The sequence below is a fragment of the Streptomyces sp. NPDC015144 genome (assembly GCF_043079735.1).
Taxonomy (GTDB): Bacteria; Actinomycetota; Actinomycetes; order Streptomycetales; family Streptomycetaceae; genus Streptomyces.
On sequence record NZ_JBIBUU010000004.1, the window covers coordinates 298,794 to 315,639 of the forward strand.

The 16,846-nt window shown below is 71.8% G+C and carries 10 protein-coding genes and 1 pseudogene; all 11 read right to left on the reverse strand.

Going from position 1 to position 16,846, the window contains the following annotated elements; all coding sequences use genetic code 11:
- Positions 1–111 precede the first annotated feature (111 nt).
- The 11 genes and pseudogenes from ACF08W_RS10260 to mreD all read right to left on the reverse strand — a co-directional run bounded on the left by ACF08W_RS10260 (position 112) and on the right by mreD (position 16,843).
- Positions 112–1,611 carry a bifunctional cytidylyltransferase/SDR family oxidoreductase gene (locus ACF08W_RS10260; RefSeq protein ID WP_352275289.1) on the reverse strand — a complete coding sequence of 500 codons (1,500 nt, stop codon included), beginning with the start codon at positions 1,609–1,611 and terminating at the stop codon, positions 112–114.
- A gap of 329 nt (positions 1,612–1,940) precedes the next feature.
- Positions 1,941–3,377 (reverse strand): GTPase ObgE, encoded by a 1,437-nt coding sequence (gene obgE, locus ACF08W_RS10265; RefSeq protein WP_392279011.1) that lies wholly within the window; start codon positions 3,375–3,377, stop codon positions 1,941–1,943.
- Positions 3,378–3,556: 179 nt separating this feature from the next.
- Entirely contained in the window at positions 3,557–3,814 is a 258-nt protein-coding gene (gene rpmA / locus ACF08W_RS10270) for a 50S ribosomal protein L27 (RefSeq protein WP_018103204.1), read from the reverse strand.
- Positions 3,815–3,828: 14 nt separating this feature from the next.
- On the reverse strand, positions 3,829–4,149 hold the full coding sequence (rplU, locus tag ACF08W_RS10275) for a 50S ribosomal protein L21 (protein ID WP_042812502.1): 321 nt from the start codon (positions 4,147–4,149) through the stop codon (positions 3,829–3,831).
- A 394-nt stretch (positions 4,150–4,543) separates the two neighbouring features.
- Positions 4,544–8,455, reverse strand: coding sequence for a ribonuclease E/G (locus tag ACF08W_RS10280; protein WP_392279012.1), 3,912 nt, complete (start codon positions 8,453–8,455; stop codon positions 4,544–4,546).
- A gap of 232 nt (positions 8,456–8,687) precedes the next feature.
- A complete protein-coding gene (locus ACF08W_RS10285) occupies positions 8,688–9,470 on the reverse strand; it encodes a TIGR03936 family radical SAM-associated protein (protein WP_352275294.1) in 783 nt (260 codons plus the stop codon).
- A gap of 408 nt (positions 9,471–9,878) precedes the next feature.
- Positions 9,879–11,804, reverse strand: coding sequence for a TIGR03960 family B12-binding radical SAM protein (locus tag ACF08W_RS10290; RefSeq protein WP_352275296.1), 1,926 nt, complete (start codon positions 11,802–11,804; stop codon positions 9,879–9,881).
- A 51-nt stretch (positions 11,805–11,855) separates the two neighbouring features.
- A pseudogene (locus ACF08W_RS10295) lies at positions 11,856–12,749 on the reverse strand (CHAD domain-containing protein); the annotation flags it as partial.
- 79 nt (positions 12,750–12,828) lie between these two features.
- A complete protein-coding gene (rodA, locus tag ACF08W_RS10300) occupies positions 12,829–14,019 on the reverse strand; it encodes a rod shape-determining protein RodA (RefSeq protein ID WP_352275297.1) in 1,191 nt (396 codons plus the stop codon).
- Positions 14,019–16,184 carry a penicillin-binding protein 2 gene (gene mrdA, locus ACF08W_RS10305; protein ID WP_392279013.1) on the reverse strand — a complete coding sequence of 722 codons (2,166 nt, stop codon included), beginning with the start codon at positions 16,182–16,184 and terminating at the stop codon, positions 14,019–14,021. The genes rodA and mrdA overlap by 1 nt, the downstream gene beginning before the upstream one ends.
- Positions 16,181–16,843 carry a rod shape-determining protein MreD gene (gene mreD / locus ACF08W_RS10310; protein WP_352275300.1) on the reverse strand — a complete coding sequence of 221 codons (663 nt, stop codon included), beginning with the start codon at positions 16,841–16,843 and terminating at the stop codon, positions 16,181–16,183. The genes mrdA and mreD overlap by 4 nt, the downstream gene beginning before the upstream one ends.
- Between the last annotated feature and the right edge of the window lie 3 nt (positions 16,844–16,846).

Sequence of the window (16,846 nt, forward strand, 5' to 3'; positions counted from 1 at the left end):
ACTTGCTTTACGTTACGAGGGGATTGTGAAGCCAGAGCTTCACGAATTCGGACCCCTGCCGTTCGCACGCGCGCGAACGGCAGGGGTCCGAAAGATGATTGTCAATAATTATTACACATCGGACTGACGGTCGAGGACGGCGGCAAGGGCCTGCTCGAAGCCGGACGCCTCGGACGCGCCCTTGGTCGGGTCCTGCTGGCGTACGTCGATGACATGGCCGGTCAGCTCGGAGAGCAGGACGTCGAGCGAGGTCCTGGCGACCGCCTCGGAGGAGAGCAGCGTGCCCGCCGGCTCCTGGCCGAACGCCTTGGTGCGCATCGGGGTGGCGGTGCGCTCGGGGTTCACGCAGTTCACCCGCACACCGTCGGCCGCCCACTCGTCCGAGAGCGCCTGGGTGAGGTTCACCATGGCGGCCTTGGTCGAGGAGTAGAGGCTGTACTCGGCGCGGCCCCGGGTGTAGCTGCTGGAGGTGTAGAGCAGCAGCTGGCCCTTGGTCTCGGCGAGGTACTTGTACGAGGCGCGGGCGATCTGCACGGGGGCCAGGTAGTTGACGTTGAGCGCTTCCTGAATGGTCGCGCTGTCGGTCTCGGCGAGCTTGCCGATGCGGAGCACCCCGGCGGTGTTGATCACGTAGTCGACCCGGCCGGTCTCGGAGTACGCCTTGGAGAGCGCCTCGTCGACGTGGGCCGGGTTCTCCACGTGGGTGCCGGTGGTCGAGCGGCCCAGGGCGTAGACGGTGGCGCCGTAGGACTCGGCGAGCGCGGCGATGTCCGCGCCGATGCCGTACGAACCGCCGAAGACGACCAGGGTCTTGCCAGTGAGCAGCTCGCGGTAGGCGGCGTCGTCGGCGGGCTGCGGAGCCGCCGTGGAGGCCAGCTGGAACAGCTTGTCCGCGATGAAGACGTCGACCGGCTGCGTGACCTTCATGTTGTACTCGTCGCCGGCCACGACGTAGATCGGGACGTCGGGAAGGTACTTCAGGACGACCGAGCAGTCGTCGGTCGCCTGGAAGTTCGGGTCGCCCGAGGCGACCTCGTAGGCCCGGCGGATCGTGGACAGCTTGAACGCCTGCGGCGTCTGGCCCCGGCGCAGCCGGGAGCGGTCCGGCACGTCGGTGATGAACTCGCCGTCGTCGCCGTGGGTGCGGGTCACGATGATCGTGTCCGCGGACGGGATGGCGACGTCGACCGCCTGGTAGCGGTCGAGGGCGTCGACGCAGTCCTTGATGACGCGCTGCGAGAGCAGCGGGCGCACGGCGTCGTGGAAGAGGACGTTGCGGTCCTCGCCCTCGGCCAGGCCCTCGCCGAGGGCCTCGATGGCGCGCTCGGTGGTCTCGTTGCGGGTCGAGCCGCCCTCGATCACCTTGACGACCTTGGTGAGGCCGGCCTTGGCGACGATCTTCTCCACGTCGGGGACGTAGCCCGGCGCCATCAGCACGATGATGTCGTCGATGGAGTCGGCCTGCTGGAAGATCGACAGCGTGTGCTCGATGACGGCCTTGCCAGCGATCTTCAGCAGCTGCTTGGGAATGGACAGACCCACGCGCTGGCCGGTGCCGCCGGCGAGCACGACTGCTGTGGTTCGGGCTTTGGCTATGTGCTGAGCAGACACAGACGACCTACCTTGCGAGGCTGGGAGATACAGCGATGGTTGCACTCTCCGTTACCGTCTCGCAAGGTGGACGACGGCCCCCGCACGCCCCGGCGAAACCTCTTGTTCCCTTGCGATCAGGGCGAATACCGGAATCAGCCCCTCAGGAGCAGGTGATCGACACCACACGACTGAGCGGCGCGAATCACCCCTGAGCAGGTTTGGTTCCCTCGGACGTGTGACAAGAGGAACGCGTTCCGACCGGTCACACCGGGCCGTACGGTGCGTACGCGCCATAGGCGACGCACGGCACCATACGGGATGCGCGACCGGCCGGACGGGCGTCCGGATCAGAACGGGTTGAACCCCTCGTAGTCCTGCTGCGCCTCGTCGCGCTCCGCCTCGCGGTCGCGACGGCGCTGCGCGGCCGGGCGCGGCGCCTCGAAGCGGTGGTCCTCGCCGCGGCGGCCGAGCATCTCCGCGCCGGCGGACATCGACGGCTCCCAGTCGAAGACGACCGCGTTGTCCTCGGCGCCGATCGCGACGCCGTCGCCGGACCGGGCCCCGGCCTTGAGCAGCGCGTCCTCGACCCCGAGGCGGTTGAGCCGGTCGGCCAGGTAGCCGACGGCCTCGTCGTTGTTGAAGTCGGTCTGGCGCACCCAGCGTTCCGGCTTCTCGCCGCGCACCCGGTAGAGGCCGTCCTCCTCCTGCGTGACGGTGAAGCCCGCGTCGTCGACGGCCTTCGGGCGGATGACGATCCGGGTCGCCACCTCGACCGGCTTGGCCGCGCGCGCCTCGGCGACGATCCCGGCGAGCGCGTAGGAGAGCTCCTTCAGGCCGGTGCGGGCGACCGCGGAGACCTCGAAGACGCGGTAGCCGCGCTCCTCCAGGTCCGGGCGGATCATGTCGGCGAGGTCCTGGCCGTCCGGGATGTCGATCTTGTTGAGGACGACGATGCGGGGCCGGTCCTCCAGCCCGCCGTACTGCTTCAGCTCCTCCTCGATGATGTCGAGGTCGGAGACCGGGTCGCGGTCGGACTCCAGCGTCGCGGTGTCCAGCACGTGCACCAGGACCGAGCAGCGCTCGACGTGGCGCAGGAACTCCAGGCCGAGGCCCCGGCCCTGGCTGGCGCCCGGGATCAGACCGGGGACGTCGGCGACGGTGTAGACCGTGCTGCCCGCGGTGACCACGCCGAGGTTCGGGACGAGGGTGGTGAAGGGGTAGTCGGCGATCTTCGGCTTGGCCGCGGAGAGGACCGAGATCAGCGAGGACTTGCCCGCGCTCGGGTAGCCGACCAGCGCGACGTCGGCGACGGTCTTCAGCTCCAGGACGATGTCCCGGGCCTCGCCGGGCTCGCCGAGCAGCGCGAAACCGGGGGCCTTGCGCCGGGCGGACGCCAGCGCGGCGTTGCCGAGGCCGCCCCGGCCGCCCTGGCCGGCGACGAACGTGGTGCCCTGGCCGACCAGGTCGGCGAGGACCTTGCCGTTCCGGTCGAGGACGACCGTGCCGTCGGGGACCAGCAGGACCAGGTCCTGGCCGTCCTTGCCGGAGCGGTGGTCGCCCGCGCCGGGCTGGCCGTTGGTGGCCTTGCGGTGGGGGTGGTGGTGGTAGTCGAGGAGCGTGGTGACCGCCTGGTCGACGACCAGGGTCACATCGCCGCCACGGCCGCCGTTGCCGCCGTCCGGGCCGCCGAGCGGCTTGAACTTCTCGCGGTGTACGGAGGCACAGCCGTGGCCTCCGTTACCCGCGGCGACATGCAGTTCGACGCGGTCCACGAAGGTGGTCATGGGTGGAACCTCCAGTTACATCCGTACAGAAATGTCTCACTCGTGCCGCCCCCTCCCCGCGTGCGTGACGGCCGGGGGACGGCGTTCCTCATCGGAGGAACACGCGAAAGGCGGACCCGCTTCCCGTAACGGGAAGTGAGGTCCGCCTCCGCAGGAACCGCTCGACGAGCGCCGGGGTGTCAGCCGGCGATCGGAACGATGTTCACGACCTTGCGGCCACGGTGCGTGCCGAACTCGACCGCACCCGCGGCGAGCGCGAACAGCGTGTCGTCGCCGCCACGGCCGACGCCCGTGCCCGGGTGGAAGTGGGTGCCGCGCTGGCGGACCAGGATCTCACCGGCGTTGACGGCCTGGCCGCCGAAGCGCTTCACGCCGAGCCGCTGAGCATTGGAATCGCGCCCGTTCCGGGTGGACGATGCGCCCTTCTTGTGTGCCATGTCTCCTCAGTCCCTTACTTCGCAGCCGCGGGGATACCGGTGACCTTGATCGCCGTGTACTGCTGACGGTGACCCTGGCGACGGCGGTAGCCGGTCTTGTTCTTGTAGCGAAGGATGTCGATCTTCGCGCCCTTGTGGTGGTCCACGACCTCGGCCTGGACCTTGATGCCGGCCAGCACCCACGGGTCGCTGGTCACGGCGTCGCCGTCGACCACGAGCAGGGTCGAGAGCTCGACCGTGTCGCCCACCTTGGCGGTGGAAATCTTGTCAACCTCGACGATGTCACCGACAGCAACCTTGTGCTGGCGGCCACCGCTGCGCACGATGGCGTACACGCGGATCTCTCTCTCGCTCGGAACGGAACCCCTGATGCCAGCCACTCACCCGGGCCGGGGCCCGGAATGATCCGAATGGACGAGCGGCCTCTCCCGGCGGACGGAGCCACCAGGAGGAATGTGCTCAGGGGAAGGCGCGCATAGGAAACACGCCGATGGGCAAGATTACGGGGCTGCCCGCAGCCGGTCAAACCGGGCCTCCCCGCACGGGGGCGGGGCAGGCTGCGGCGGGTACCCGGGAGGAGTTTTCCCACGCCGCCCAGGAACCCCGTAGAGCCCGTTCCCGGGGGCCGAGCGCCCAGGAACCCGCCCCGGGGCCGTCGGGCGCCCCACGAAGCGCGGAGGGGGCGCGGACCGATGGTCCGCGCCCCCTCCGTCGTGTTCCGGCCGCCAGTCAGCTCTCGGCGTCGGCGGGGGCGGCGGCCTTCGCCGCCTTCTCCGCCGTGGCGGTCTTCTTCGTCGCCGCCTTCTTGGCCGTCGTCTTCTTCGCGGCGGTCTTCTTGGCGGCCGTCTTCTTCGTGGCCGCCTTCTTGGCCGTGGCCTTCTTGGCGGTCTTGCGGGCCGCCTTCTTGGCCGGGGCCGCCGTCTCGGCCTCCGCGTCCGCCGTCGCCTCGGGCTCGGGCTCGGGCTCGGACGAGGCGGTCACCACGACGACCTCGGCACCCTCTCCACCGGCGGGCGACCCCGCGGGGGCGGTGACCTTGCGGGTCACCCGGCGACGCGCACGCGGCGGGGCGGCCTCGGCGGGCGCCTCCTCGGGTGCGGCCTCCGGAGCGGCGGGCCGCTCGGCCGGAGCCGGCTCGGGCTCGGCGGGCTCCGCCGGGGCGGCCGCCTCGACGGGTGCCGCCTCGGCCGGGGCCTCCTCGGACGGGGCCGGGGAGCCGGCCGGTGCGGTCGCCTTGCGGGTCGCCCGGCGGCGGGTACGGGCCTTGGGGGCCTCGGCCGCGGGGGTCTCCTCGGCCACCGGGGCGGGGGCCTCGGCCACCGGCTCCGGAACCACGACCGGCTCGGCCTCGGGCTCGGCGGGCTCGGCGGCCACGACGGGCTCCGGCTCGACGGCCTTCGGGGCACCGGCCGGGGCCGTCGCCTTGCGGGTCGCCCGACGGCGGCCACGGCCGCGGGACACCGCCGCCTCGGCCTCGGCCGCGCTGCTGTACAGCTCCTCGTCCGGGGCGAACTCCGGCTCGGGCAGCGCCACCGGGGCGGCCGCCTCGGCGGCGACCTCCGCCTCGGTCTCGGCCTCGACCTCGGTCTCCGTCACGGCCTCGGCCACGTGCTCGTGGTCCGCACCGCCCCGGCCGCGCTTCTTGGAACGCTTGCCGCCGCCACCGACCGACGTCGGCTGCTCCATGTGGACGATCACACCGCGCCCGTTGCAGTGGACACAGGTCTCGGAGAAGGACTCCAGCAGCCCCTGGCCCACCCGCTTGCGGGTCATCTGGACCAGGCCCAGCGACGTGACCTCGGCGACCTGGTGCTTCGTACGGTCCCGGCCCAGGCACTCCAGCAGGCGCCGCAGCACCAGGTCCCGGTTGGACTCCAGCACCATGTCGATGAAGTCGACGACGACGATGCCACCGAGGTCGCGCAGCCGCAGCTGGCGCACGATCTCCTCGGCCGCCTCCAGGTTGTTCTTGGTGACGGTCTCCTCGAGGTTGCCGCCCTGGCCGGTGAACTTGCCGGTGTTGACGTCGACGACGACCATCGCCTCGGTCTTGTCGATCACCAGCGAGCCGCCGCTCGGCAGGTAGACCTTCCGGTCCAGCGCCTTCATCAGCTGCTCGTCGATCCGGTACGTCGCGAAGATGTCGACCTCGGAGGTCCAGCGCGACAGGCGGTCCGCCAGGTCCGGCGCCACCTGCGAGACGTAGCCGTGGATGGTCTCCCACGCGTCGTCGCCGCTGACGATGACCTTGGAGAAGTCCTCGTTGAAGATGTCGCGGACGACCCGGACGGTCATGTCCGGCTCGCCGTAGAGCAGGGTCGGCGCGTTGGAGCTGCCGGTGCTCTTCGACTTCTTCTGGATCTCCTCCCACTGCTGCTGGAGCCGCTCGACGTCGCGGCGCAGCTCGTCCTCGCTCGCGCCCTCCGCGGCGGTACGGACGATGACGCCCGCGTCCTCGGGAACGATCTTCTTGAGGATGGTCTTCAGCCGGGCCCGCTCGGTGTCGGGCAGCTTGCGGCTGATACCGGTCATCGAGCCCTCGGGCACGTAGACCAGGTAGCGGCCGGGCAGCGAGACCTGGCTGGTCAGGCGGGCGCCCTTGTGGCCGATCGGGTCCTTGGTGACCTGCACGAGGACGGACTGGCCGGACTTGAGGGCGGTCTCGATGCGGCGCGGGCCGTGGGCCATGCCGAGCGCCTCGAAGTTGACCTCACCGGCGTAGAGCACGGCGTTGCGGCCCTTGCCGATGTCGACGAAGGCGGCCTCCATGGACGGCAGGACGTTCTGCACCTTGCCCAGGTAGACGTTGCCGACGTAGCTGGTGGCCTGCTCCTTGTTGACGTAGTGCTCGACGAGCACGTTGTCCTCAAGGACGCCGATCTGGGTGCGGTCGCCGTTCTGGCGGACGACCATGACCCGCTCGACGGCCTCGCGGCGGGCCAGGAACTCGGCCTCGGTGATGATCGGGACGCGGCGGCGGCCCTGCTCGCGGCCCTCGCGACGGCGCTGCTTCTTGGCCTCCATGCGCGTCGAGCCCTTGATGGACTGGACCTCGTCGAAGCCGGTGCCGGGCTCGCGCTCCTCCTTGCGGCGGGGCTCGCGGACCTTGACGACCGTGCGCTCCGGGTCGTCCGCGCCGCCCTCGGCATCGGCCGAGGCGTCCCCGCTACGGCGACGACGGCGACGACGGCGACGGCTGCTGCTGGAACCCGAGGCCGCCTCGTGCTCCTCGTCCTCCTCGTCGGAGTCCGCGGCGTGCTCCGCCTCGTCCTCGGCGTGGTCGGCGGCGGCCTCGTCGGCGGACTGCTCCGCGGCCTCCTCGCCCTCGTGGGCCTCGCCACGGCGGCGGCGACGGCCCCCGCGACGGCGGCGGCGCGAGGGGCGGTCCCCGTACTCGTCGGTCTCCTCGCCCTCGCCCTCGTGCTCGGCCTCGGGCTCGGCGGGCTCCTCCTCGGCCGGCTCCTCCACGACGGGGGCGGCGGCCTGCTCGGGCTCGGCGGCCTCACCGCGACGGCGGCGACGGCGGCGCGGACCGGACTGCGGCTCGGCCTCGACGGCGGACACCGTCTCCTCGACGGCCGCGGGCTCCTCCTCGGCCACGTTCTCCGCCTCACGCGAGGCGGCAGCGGCGGCGGCCGCCGTCTCCGGGGTCTGGAACATCGGCTCGGCGAAGACCGGCGCCTGGAACACGGCCACGGCGGGACGGGTGGCGCGGCGGCTCTTGCGGGCCGGCTCCTCGGTCCGGGCCGTGAACTCCGGCCGGCCGGCGGCGGCAGTGGCCCGGCGGCGCTGACGTCCGCGCGGCGCGGCTTCCTCGGCCTCCGGCTCGGCGGCCGGGGTCTCGGCGACCGGCTCGGGCTCGACGACGGCCGGGGCCTCCGCCACGACCTCCACGACCTCGGCGCTCTTCGGCGCACCGGCCGGGGACGTCGCCTTGCGCACCGCACGACGACGCGGACGGGCCGGAGCCGCCTCCACGACCTCGGCGACCGGCTCGACGGCCTCCGCTTCCTCTTCCTCGTCCTCCTCCACCGCGACGACGGCCTCGGCCACCGGCTCGGCGAACTGCGGCGCGCCGGCCGGAGCCGATGCCCGGCGGCGGGTCCGGCCACGCGGCGCGGCGGGCTCGGCGGCCGGGGTCTCTGCGACCGGCTCGGGCTCGACGACGGCCGGGGCCTCCGCCACGACCTCCACGACCTCGGCGGCCTCGGCGCTCTTCGGCGCACCCGCCGGGGACGTCGCCTTGCGCACCGCACGACGACGCGGACGGGCCGGGGCCGCCTCCTCCATCGGAGCGGCGGCCTCGGCGGCCACCGGCTCGGCGGCCGCGACGGGCTCGGTGGCCTCGGCGGCCTTCGGCGCACCGGCCGGGGACGTCGCCTTGCGCACCGCACGACGACGCGGACGGGCGGGGGCCGCCTCCTCCGCCGGAGCGGCGGTCTCGGCGGGCTTGCTGTCGGACACTCCGGCGTCAACGGCCGGTATGGCCGGCGCGGCGGCCTCGGCGGCCCGCTCCTCCGTCACCGGCGGACCGGCCGGCCGGGACGCGGCGCGGCGCCTGCGGCGCGGCGGCAGCTTGTCGCCGGGAGCGTTGTTCTCTTCGTTGTTCCCGGTCGTGCCGGGTTCAGTGGACTGGGGCATGCGGGCGGTTCTCCCGTCAGGCTCCCGGGCGCCGCGCCTGGTTCCGGTCCGGCAGGGTCCGCGTGGGATACGCGGCTTGGCCGTCCGGGGCGCGGGCGCCGCACAGGAGCTCAGTGTCTGGCTCGCCGGTTCCGTACGCGCGGGGCGGACGGCCTGGCGAAAGTCTTATTGGGTCATCGCGCGGCCCGCTCCGGATGGTTCCGGGGCCGAAGGCCGCGCCGCAACGACCGCCTTACGCGGAACCTGCACCTTCCGGCGCCGTCGCGGCGGCGGTCCCGGTGGCCGTGGGTGGAGCGGCCGGGGCTGCCTCGCGGTCGGGCGCGAGCGGGTCGGTCACCGTGCCGGAATCCTCGTCGAGGAGCCCCTGCGCCAGCCTGGTCACCGCTGCGGGGACCGGCGGCGCCAGGTCGGCCACCACGTGAAGACCGGACAGGACGTCGTCGGGTCGCACGGCAGGTGTCACGTGCCGAACAACCAGCCGCAGTATCGCACAGGGCCTGTCCCCCGGCCTATCAGCCGACGGATCGACGACCCGCAGGTCGACGACGGCGGCCCGGGCGTCGAAGGTGCGCATCCCGTTCTTCGCCCGGCGCTGGACCTCCACGGTCTCCGCCCGGTTGAAGGCGTCCACCGCCGCGGCCGCCGCGGCGCTCTCCACGCCCTCCAGCCGCAGCTCCCAGACGGAGGCGGTCAGCCGGTCGGCGAGGCCGGAGGTGTGGGCCTCCACGGCGTCGACGATGTCGAGGCCGTCCGGCAGCGAGTCGTCGAGCAGTGCCCGCAGGACCGCCGGATCGCGGGCCTCGGTGAGGGCGATCTCCAGGAACTCGGCCTCGCTGCCCGTGCCGGTCGGGGCCGCGTTGGCGTAGGAGACCTTGGGGTGCGGGGTGAAGCCCGCCGAGTAGGCCATGGGCACCTCGGAGCGGCGCAGGGCCCGCTCGAAGGCGCGCTGGAAGTCACGGTGACTGGTGAACCGGAGGCGGCCGCGCTTGGTGTAACGCAGTCGGATGCGCTGCACCGCGGGTGCGGGCGGCGGGCCTTCGGGCTGTCGCTTGCCCAGTGGTTCTTCTCCTCGATGCGGAGCGGACGCGGTGGCACGCCGCCCTCGAAATGTCAGGTGGCCCGGGGTGTCCGGTCCGGCTCACCCCCGCCGTTCCGGGCGGGGAGATCTCTGGTTCGGGCGCCGCGCTGGGCACAGTCGTTGTACTACCCAGAGTACGCGCAAGGCGCCTCCCCGGTTCCCCGGGCCGCCGCGCCCCTGGTCAGCGGGGTGATGCCCGGCATGCGCGGGGCCCGGTCCGGGTGTCTCCGGCCGGGCCCCGGCACCCGGCGGCGGTCCGGGCGTGGCGGTTCTCCCGGCGGTCACGCGCGGACCCCCGTGCTCCGGCCGGAGTACGGGGGTCCGTCCGCCTCTCGGCGGTCGCTTCTACTTCACGACCGACAGCGGCAGCAGCTTCTTGCCGGTCGGGCCGATCTGGATGCTCGTGTCCATCTGCGGGCAGACGCCGCAGTCGAAGCACGGGGTCCAGCGGCAGTCCTCGACCTCGGTCTCGTCGAGCGCGTCCTGCCAGTCCTCCCAGAGCCAGTCCTTGTCCAGGCCGGAGTCCAGGTGGTCCCAGGGCAGGACCTCCTCGTAGCTGCGCTCGCGGGTGGTGTACCAGTCGACGTCCACCCCGTAGCCGGGCAGGGTCTTCTCGGCGGCGGTCATCCAGCGGTCGTAGCTGAAGTGCTCGCGCCAGCCGTCGAAACGGCCGCCGGACTCGTAGACCGCGCGGATGACGGAGCCGACGCGGCGGTCGCCGCGGGAGAGCAGGCCCTCGACGATGCCGGGCTTGCCGTCGTGGTAGCGGAAGCCGATGGAGCGGCCGTACTTCTTGTCGCCGCGGATCTTGTCGCGGAGCTTGGCCAGCCGCTCGTCGGTCTCCTCGGCGCTCAGCTGCGGGGCCCACTGGAAGGGCGTGTGCGGCTTGGGCACGAAGCCGCCGATGGAGACGGTGCAGCGGATGTCGTTCTGGCCGGAGACCTCGCGGCCCTTGGCGATCACGTTGACCGCCATGTCGCCGATCTGGAGGACGTCCTCGTCGGTCTCGGTGGGCAGGCCGCACATGAAGTACAGCTTCACCTGGCGCCAGCCGTTGCCGTACGCGGTGGCCACCGTGCGGATGAGGTCCTCCTCCGAGACCATCTTGTTGATGACCTTGCGCATCCGCTCGGAGCCGCCCTCGGGGGCGAAGGTGAGGCCGGAGCGGCGGCCGTTGCGGGTCAGCTCGTTGGCCAGGTCCACGTTGAACGCGTCGACGCGGGTGGAGGGCAGCGAGAGACCGATCTTGTCCTCGGTGTACCGGTCGGCGAGGCCCTTGGCGATCTCACCGATCTCGGTGTGGTCCGCGGAGGAGAGCGAGAGCAGGCCGACCTCCTCGAAGCCGGTCGCCTTGAGGCCCTTGTCGACCATCTCGCCGATGCCGGTGATGCTTCGCTCCCGCACGGGGCGCGTGATCATGCCGGCCTGGCAGAAACGGCAGCCGCGGGTGCAGCCGCGGAAGATCTCGACGGACATCCGCTCGTGGACGGTCTCGGCGAGCGGGACGAGCGGCTGCTTCGGGTACGGCCACTCGTCGAGGTCCATCACGGTGTGCTTGGAGACCCGCCACGGCACGCCCGAACGGTTGGGCACGACGCGGCCGATGCGGCCGTCGGGGAGGTACTCGACGTCGTAGAAGCCCGGTACGTAGACGCCGCCGGTCTTCGCGAGGCGCAGCAGCACCTCCTCGCGGCCACCGGGGCGGCCTTCGGCCTTCCAGGCGCGGACGGTCTCGGTGATCTCCAGGACGGCCTGCTCGCCGTCGCCGATGACCGCGCAGTCGATGAACTCGGCGATCGGCTCGGGGTTGAACGCGGCGTGGCCGCCGGCCAGCACGATCGGGTCGTCCAGCGTGCGGTCCGCGGCGTTCAGCGGGATGCCCGCGAGGTCGAGCGCGGTGAGCATGTTGGTGTAGCCGAGCTCGGTGGAGAAGCTCAGCCCGAAGACGTCGAACGCCTTGACCGGGCGGTGGCTGTCCACGGTGAACTGCGGGACGCCGTGCTCGCGCATCAGCGCTTCCAGGTCCGGCCACACGCTGTAGGTGCGCTCGGCGAGGACGCCCTGCCGCTCGTTGAGTACCTCGTAGAGGATCATGACGCCCTGGTTGGGGAGCCCGACCTCGTACGCGTCCGGGTACATCAGGGCCCAGCGGACGTCGCATTCGTCCCAGGGCTTGACGGTGGAGTTCAGCTCACCGCCGACGTACTGGATGGGCTTCTGCACATGCGGGAGCAGAGCTTCGAGCTGTGGGAAGACCGAGTCGACAGACATCGCGCACTTTCGAGAGCGGGCAAGGGGTGACCATCAAGCGTACCCCGATGCTCAGCCTTCCAGCGCCGCCCGCAGTCCGGGCCGCGAGGCCCGCTTCCATACGCGGACGAGTTCCCGCTCCCGGGCCGCGGCGGCGGCCTCCTCCCGTCCGTACAGCAGTCCCCAGGTGAAGGCCGACTCGCCCGCGGCGTGGGCGCGGGCGGCCAGCAGGCGCAGCTCCTCGCGGGCGACCACGCTGTCGTGGTGGTCGCCGAGGAGGCTCTGTACGGCCTTCATCCGCTTGGCGAACCTCTTTGCCGGGCGGCCGAGGGCGGGGCGGGCGGCGTCCGCCGCGTACCGGGCGCGTTTGGCGGCCTTGCGGGCCTCGTGCAGGGCGAGGTCCCGGTCGGGTCCGGGCGGGAGTTGCAGGGCGCGGGTGATCCGGGCGGCGAGGCGGCGGTACTCCCGCAGCACCGCGCGGGGCAGTTCCCGGGCGGGGTCGCGGGCGGCGGCGGGGAGCAGCGGCGGGTCGGTGAGAAGGGCGTCGAGGGCGTCGAGGAGGGCTCGGTAGCGGTCCCCGTCGAGTACGGCGACGGTACGGCGGCGGGAGCCGCCGCGCCGGTCCGCCGACCGGATCCGCAGCCGGGCGCGGACCGGGCCGAGGACCAGGGTGCCGGGCAGTTCGTCGAGGCGGGCGAGGAGCCGGGCGTCGAGCACTTCCTGGTCGCGGTCGGTGCCGAGTTCGGCGGCGAGCCACTTCAGCTCGCGGGCGAGCGGGCCGGTGGCGTCCCGGTAGAGGAGCCTGCGGTGGGACCGCAGGGCGCTGCGCAGGCTGCGGGTGGCGACCCGCATCCGGTGCACGGCGTCGGGCCGGTCGCGGCGGACGGCCGGTCCGAGGGCGGCGATGGCCCCGGCCTGCTCGCGCACGTAGGCGAGGACGTGGTCGCCCGCGGTGACCGGCTCCTCGCCGCCGGCGCACCGCGGCCGTCCGTGCCGCGTCTTCGCCATACCCCGAATCTACGGCGATCCGGGTGTTTCCGGCGGATCAGGCACTTATCGGGCGCTGCACCTTGATCGACTGGAGCAGCCCGACCGCCACCCAGACGGCGAACATCGAGGAGCCGCCGTACGAGACGAAGGGCAGCGGGAGCCCGGCCACCGGCATGATGCCGAGCGTCATCCCGATGTTCTCGAAGGACTGGAAGGCGAACCAGGCGATGATCCCGGCGGCGACGACCGTGCCGTAGAGCTCGGTGGTCTCGCGGGCGATCCGGCAGGCCCGCCAGAGGACGACCCCGAGCAGGACGATGATCAGCCCGGCACCGACGAAGCCGAGTTCCTCGCCCGCGACGGTGAAGACGAAGTCGGTCTGTTGTTCGGGGACGAACTGGCCGGTGGTCTGGGTGCCGTGGAAGAGGCCGGTCCCGGTGAGACCGCCGGAGCCGATGGCGATCCGGGCCTGGTTGGTGTTGTAGCCGACACCCGCCGGGTCGAGCGCGGGGTTGGCGAAGGCGGCGAAGCGGGCGATCTGGTACTCGTCGAGCAGGCCGAGCTGCCAGATCGCGACGGCCCCGGCCACGCCCGTGCCGAGGAGTCCGAGGATCCAGCGGTTCGAGGCCCCGGAGGCGAGCAGCGCGCCGAGCACGATGACGACCATGACCATCACCGAGCCGAGGTCGGGCATCCCCATCACGATGATCATCGGGACGGCGGCCAGGCCGAGGGCCTTGGCGACCGTCCGGTGGTCGGGGTGGAGCTGGTCGCCCGCGTCGACGCGCTCGGCAAGGAGCATCGCCATGATCAGGATGATGGTGATCTTGGTGAACTCGGACGGCTGGAGCGAGAAGCCGCCGCCGATGATGATCCACGCGTGGGCGCCGTTGACGGTGGCGCCGAGCGGGGTGAGCACCGCCAGCACCAGGAGCACCGAGACGCCGTACAGGATCGGGACGGCGCCGCGCAGGGTGCGGTGGCCGAGCCAGATCGTGCCGATCATCAGGGCGAGCCCGATGCCGGTATTGAGGGCGTGCCGGAAGAGGAAGTAGTACGGGTCGCCGTGGGTGAGCGAATCGCGCCCCCGGGTCGCCGAGTAGACCAGCAGCGAGCCGATGAAGGAGAGCGCGAGGGCGGACCCGAGCATCGGCCAGTCGAGCCTGCGGACCACCGAGTCGCGGGCGACGAGCCTGGCCCAGGTGGTGCGCTCGGGCGCGTACCGCTGTACGGAGAAGCCGGCCATCAGTCGCGCCTCCCCACGATCGCGGCGAGCGTCTGGCTCTCCGGGGTCTGCTGCGAGCTCGGGTCGTAGGGCTTGATCGACGGGGAGTCGATCGAACCGTCCGACTGGATCTTCGGCAGGGACTTCTGCGGGGCGGGCAGCAGCGCCTTCTTCAGGTCCTGGTTGCCGGACTTGTCGAGCCCGTAGATCGCGTCGTAGATGTTGCGCACGGCGGGCCCGGAGGCGCCGGAGCCCGTACCGCCCTGGGAGATCGTCATGACGATCGAGTAGTCCTTGGTGTACGTGGCGAACCAGGAGGTCGTCTGCTTGCCGTAGACCTCGGCCGTACCCGTCTTGGCGTGCATCGGGATCTTGTCCTGCGGCCAGCCGCCGAACCGCCAGGCGGCCGAACCGACGGTCGCGACGCCCGCGAGTGCCTTGTCTATGTCGTTGCGGGTCTTGCGGGTGAAGGGCAGCTTGCCGTGCGACGTCGGCCTGATCTTCTGGATCTCCTTGCCGTCACCGCTGACGATCGCCTTGCCCACGGTCGGGTCGTAGAGCGTGCCGCCGTTGGAGATGGCGGCGTAGATGGTGGCCATCTGGATCGGGGTGACGAGCGTGTCGCCCTGGCCGATCGAGTAGTTGACGGAGTCACCGGCGCGCATCTTGTCGCCCTCGAGGCAGTTCTCGTAGGCGATCCGCTCGACGTACGTGCCGTCCTTCTTGCCCTGCTTGCACCAGGCGTCCTTGTTGGCGTCGAAGAACTTCTGCTTCCACTCGCGGTCGGGGACGCGGCCGCTGACCTCGTTGGGGAGGTCGATGCCGGTCTCCTTGCCGAGGCCGAACTGGTGGGCGGTCTTGAAGAACCAGTCCTTGGGGTGCTTCTTCGGGTTCATGCCGCCGTCCTTCAGCCACTCCTTGTGCGCGAGGCCGTAGTAGACGGTGTCGCAGGAGACCTCCAGGGCGCGGCCGATGGTGATGTCGCCGTATCCCTGGGACTCGTAGTTGGTGAAGGTCTGGCCGCCGATGCTGTACGCGCTGGGGCAGGGGTAGTGGCCGTCGAAGGGGTACCCGGCGTTGACCGCGGCGGTCGAGGAGATGACCTTGAAGATCGAGCCGGGGGCGGCCTGGCCCTGGATGGCCCGGTTCAGCAGCGGGAAGTTGGAGTTCTTGCCGGTGAGCTTGGCGTAGTCCTTGGCGGAGATGCCGCCGACCCAGGCGTTGGGGTCGTAGTTGGGCAGCGAGGCCATCGCGACGACCCGGCCGGTCTTCGCCTCCATGACGACGACGGCGCCGGAGTCGGCCTTGTAGTTCTCGCCGGTGTTCTTGTCGAAGGCCTTGCGGGCCTCCTTCATCGCCCCGTCCAGCTCGTACTCGGCGACGGCCTGGACCCGGGCGTCGATGGAGGTGACGACGGAGGAGCCGGGCTCCGCCTTGTCGTTCTTGGCCTGGCCGATGACCCGGCCGAGGTTGTCGACCTCGTAGCGGGTGACCCCGGCCTTGCCGCGCAGCTCCTTGTCGTACGTGCGCTCCAGGCCGGAGCGGCCGACCTGGTCGGAGCGGAGGTACGGCGAGTCGGTGTCCTGGGCCTTGGTGATCTCCTCGTCGGTGACCGGCGAGAGGTAGCCGAGGACCTGCGCGGTGTTGGCCTTGCCGGGGGCCGGGTAGCGGCGTACGGCGGTGGGTTCGGCGGTGATCCCGGGGAAGTCCTCGGCGCGCTCGCGGATCGTCAGGGCCTGCTGGGTGGTGGCCTCGTCGGTGACCGGGATCGGCTGGTAGGGCGAGCCGTTCCAGCAGGGCTGCGGCGTCTTCGCGTCGCAGAGCCGGACCTTGTCGAGGACGTCCTTCGGCTTCATGTCGAGGACCCCGGCGAGCCGGGTCAGCACGCTCTTGCCGTCGTCCTTCATCTTCAGCAGCTCGGTACGGCTGGCGGAGACCACCAGCCGGGTCTCGTTGTCGGCGAGCGGCACCCCGCGCGCGTCGAGGATCGAGCCGCGGACGGCGGGCTGGACGACCTGCTGGACGTGGTTGTTCTTCGCCTCGTCGCTGTACTCCTGGCCGTTGCGGATCTGGAGGTACCAGAGCCGCCCGCCGAGGGTGAGCAGCAGGGAGAGGACCAGGATCTGGATGACGACGAGGCGGATCTGGACCCGCGGGGTCCGGCCGGTCTCGGGAATGTTGGTCACAGGCGCTTGACCCCCTTGATGCGTCCGGCGCGGGCCGCGCGGTTACGGGCGGCCTTGACGCGCAGTCCGCCGCGCTGGCTGCCGATCCTCAGACCGGTGCCGGTGGCGAGCCAGCCGGCCGCCACGTCCCCGCCGCCACCGGTGTCGACGAGCGGGTCGCCCACCGTGCGTCTGGCGGCGGCCATGACGAGCGGGACGACGAAGGGCGCGAGCAGCAGGTCGTAGAGGGCCGCGGTGAACAGCAGGCTGCCGAGACCCACGTGGCGGGCCGCGGTGTCCCCGACGAGCGCGCCGACCATCGCGTACAGCAGGGTCGAGCCGATCGCCGCGGCGACCACGCCGGTCATCGGGACCAGTGCCGACTTCAGCTGCCCGGTCTCGGGCTTGACCAGCCCGGCGAGGTAGCCGATGACGCAGAGGACCAGCGCGTACCGCCCGGCCGCGTGGTCGGCGGGCGGAGCCAGGTCCGCCAGGAGCCCCGCGCCGAAGCCGATGAGGGCGCCGCTGACGTGCCCGTACACGAAGGCGAGACCGAGCACGACGAGCAGCAGCAGGTCGGGGACGGCGCCGGGGAGCTGGAGGCGGGCGAGGACGGAGACCTGGACGACCAGGGCGACGACGACCAGGACGGTGGAGAGCAGAATCCGGTTCAGGCGCATGGG